The sequence below is a fragment of the Treponema sp. UBA7567 genome, assembly GCF_002476655.1.
Taxonomy (GTDB): domain Bacteria; phylum Spirochaetota; class Spirochaetia; order Treponematales; family Treponemataceae; genus Treponema_D.
On record NZ_DLLH01000072.1, the window covers coordinates 1 to 3,184 of the forward strand.

The window sequence follows — 3,184 nt, forward strand, 5'->3', positions numbered from 1 at the left end:
CTTATCTCAACATATTCAGAAAGATTCGCTTTTTAAATTTCCGCGGACTTGACTTTAGTCCGGCACTTGCGCTCTGTGCCCTTTATGCCGTTTCTGGTATTCTTTCAAGCCTTTCGCACGGACAGCCAATAACAGTCGGCTATCTTTTGGCAATCGTGCTCAGCCTTGTCTGGTCGCTAGTCTCTTCAGTCACAAAATTTTTAATCGTGCTTTTAATAATTCGCCTTATTGCAATGGGAATCATGCGCCTTATGTCCCGCAAAAACAGTTACCGCGCCTACAGCCCGATTTGGGATCAGCTCGACAGCCTGATTTCGCCATTCGCCTACAAAATATCAGGAATTTTTACAAAAAAATTCATTCCTTTTACAACAGCGCTTATAATTTCAACTGTATTTTCACTGATTACGGTAAAAATCGCAGATTTTTTAATTGCAATAATCTGCAATCTTCTCGTACATCTTCCTTTTTAAAATATTCTAAAAATCTGCGGATCAACAAACGGTAGCAAAAGTGAAAATTTCCGAAATTAAAAATTCTATTTCCGCGCTTTCTGGAGTTGGAAAAAAAACAGCAGAATTTTTCTCGCATCTTAACATTTTTACAGCCGGAGATTTGCTTCAATTCTATCCGCGAACTTATGACGACCGCACAAAAAAAATAGTCTTAAAAGATTCTTTAAAATTCTCAAAAGTCCACACAATTGCAAAAGTAACAGGCCACGAATGGTTTGGCTACGGCAACATGAAAACCCTCAAAATCATAATAACCGATGGAACAGCAAGCGCAGAACTTGTAGCATTTAACCGTCCGTTTTTAGAAAAAACACTTCCGCAAGGAGCAATAATCACCGTAACAGGCAAATTTGAAGCGAAGTTCGGCAAACTTCAGTCATCTTCTTTTGAAGCGCAAAAAATCGCAGACGAAGGAAATTTGCAGGACTACGAAAACATAATGCCTCCAGAAAGCAAAATTTTTCCAGTCTACAGCCTGACAGAAGGATTAAGCCAAAAAATTGTCCGAAAAGCCGTAAATTCCGCAATTTCGCAATTTGCGCTCGGAATCGAAGACGATTTGCCGGAATATCTCATTTCTCAAAACCATCTTTTGCACAAACGCGACGCAATAAAACTCATTCACAATCCGCAAAATCCTGCCGAATACAACGAAGCACGAAAAACGCTCGTATATGAAGAATTTTTCTTTTTTCAATGCGCAATAGCAAGACAGTCAATCGAGCACCGTGGATTTCTTCCTTCGATTGAACTTTTACCGCAAAATTCAGACCAAGCCCAGCCGCAAATTTCAGACGAACAGTTTACAAAATCGCTTTCTCCACGACAAAAACAATATTTAAACCGGCTTTCATTTACCCCCACAAAAGACCAAAAAAATGTAATTTATCAGATGAACTGCGACATCGACAAAAGCTACGAAACTTCTCCCCTAGTTTCAAAAAAACAGAAGCAAAGACAGTTTTCAATGAGGGCGCTTCTTCAAGGCGATGTCGGCAGCGGAAAAACACTCGTTTCTTTTTTTGCAGCCCTCCGGGTAATCGATTATGGAAGTCAGGCAGCACTTATGGCGCCAACAGAAATTCTTTCCAGACAGCATGCAGAAAATGCCGCAAAAGAACTCGAAGCCTTAAACGTTTCTGTTGCATATCTGACCGGAAATGTAAACGCAAAAGGCAGAATTCAGCTTTTAACAGCCTTAAAAGAAGGTAAAATCAACCTAGTAATCGGAACTCACGCGCTTTTTTCAAAAAACGTCCAGTACAAGGATCTCGCCCTGGCAATTATCGACGAGCAGCACAGATTTGGAGTCATGCAACGATCCGCAATTTTAGACAAGGCACGCGCAAGTTCAAACGCAAAACTTACAGAACCTAACCTGCTTATGATGAGCGCAACGCCAATTCCGCAAACACTCGCGCTCACAGCATTCGGAGATTTAGATATTCTTACAATCCGCACAATGCCGGAAGGTCGCAAGCCAATTCAAACCTACCTGACAAAAGAAGGCAACGAGTCAAATGCTTACGAAGCCGTCCGGACAGAATTAAAAAAAGGACATCAGGCATATTTTGTTTATCCGGCAATTGGACTCAACGAAGCGCAAGAAGAAATTTTTTCCGAAAACAACGATTTTTCCGCAACCGAAGGATTATTTGAAGAAAGTGCTCAAAAAAAACAGGCATTAAAAGCCGCAGAAGACGCATTCAATTTTCTCCAAACCCAGGTTTATCCAGAATACAAATGCGCACTAATTCACGGAAAAATGAACGAAGACGAACAGTCTCAAATTCTTGAAGATTTTAAAAATGGCAAAATAAATGTCCTCATCGCAACAACAGTTGTCGAAGTCGGCGTAAACGTTCCAAACGCAAGCTGCATGGTAATCGAACAGGCAGATCGTTTTGGACTTGCAGCCCTCCACCAGCTTAGAGGAAGAGTCGGAAGAGGAAATGAACAATCCTACTGTTTTTTAATCTATTCAAAAAATATAACAGAAACTGGAATAGCCCGAATGAAGGCAATCCGCCAAACAAACAACGGATTTGCAATCGCCGAAGAAGATTTAAAACTAAGAGGTCCCGGCGAAATCACCGGAACCGTACAAAGCGGAGAATTGACATTCGCGCTCGCCGATCTTTTCAAAGACCAGCAAATTATGGCAAAAGCAAGAGCCGACGCATTCAAATACGTCCAAACTCTCGCAAAATAGCAACAAACCTTCAAGCCCACAAAACGAGCTAAACGTTAAGCAACATAAGCCTCAAGCCGTCTTGCACGAACAGGATGCTGCATACGGCAGATTGCAGTTTTTTCAATCTGGCGGATCCTTTCCTTAGTAAGATTGCATTCTTCGCCAATCTGAGCCAAAGACATAGGTTTTTCACCGTCAAGACCGTAACGAAGACGGATAACCTTTTCTTCTGCCGGTTTAAGAGTTCCAAGAACATTCGCAATGTCTTTCTGAAGATTTTCCGTTATAACCTTTTCATCAACATTCGAATATTTTTCGTCTTTTACAAAGTCGCCGACAGTACCAATATCCCCGTCTTTATTCTCAACCTGAGCATCAAGACTAATCATATCGCGGTTAATTTCAAGCATTTCGTTTACATGCTGTTTTTCCATGCCAAGCATTTTCGCAATCGTTTCAATTTCTTCGCTTTCAG

3 protein-coding genes are annotated in these 3,184 nt (G+C 41.2%); 2 read left to right on the forward strand and 1 reads right to left on the reverse strand.

Annotated features, from left to right (window positions below; genetic code table 11):
- Both B3Y13_RS09015 and recG read left to right on the forward strand, forming a co-directional pair.
- On the forward strand, positions 1-473 hold a 473-nt coding region (locus tag B3Y13_RS09015; protein ID WP_296694058.1), incomplete at its 5' end, for a hypothetical protein.
- A 40-nt stretch (positions 474-513) separates the two neighbouring features.
- The gene (recG, locus tag B3Y13_RS09020; RefSeq protein WP_296694060.1) at positions 514-2,727 is read left to right on the forward strand and encodes an ATP-dependent DNA helicase RecG; all 2,214 of its coding nucleotides are present in this window, start codon (positions 514-516) and stop codon (positions 2,725-2,727) included.
- Between the two features lie 35 nt (positions 2,728-2,762).
- On the opposite strand, the gene B3Y13_RS09025 is transcribed toward recG, so the two are convergent.
- The coding region (locus B3Y13_RS09025; RefSeq protein WP_296694063.1) for a sigma factor-like helix-turn-helix DNA-binding protein at positions 2,763-3,184 on the reverse strand (422 nt) is incomplete at its 5' end.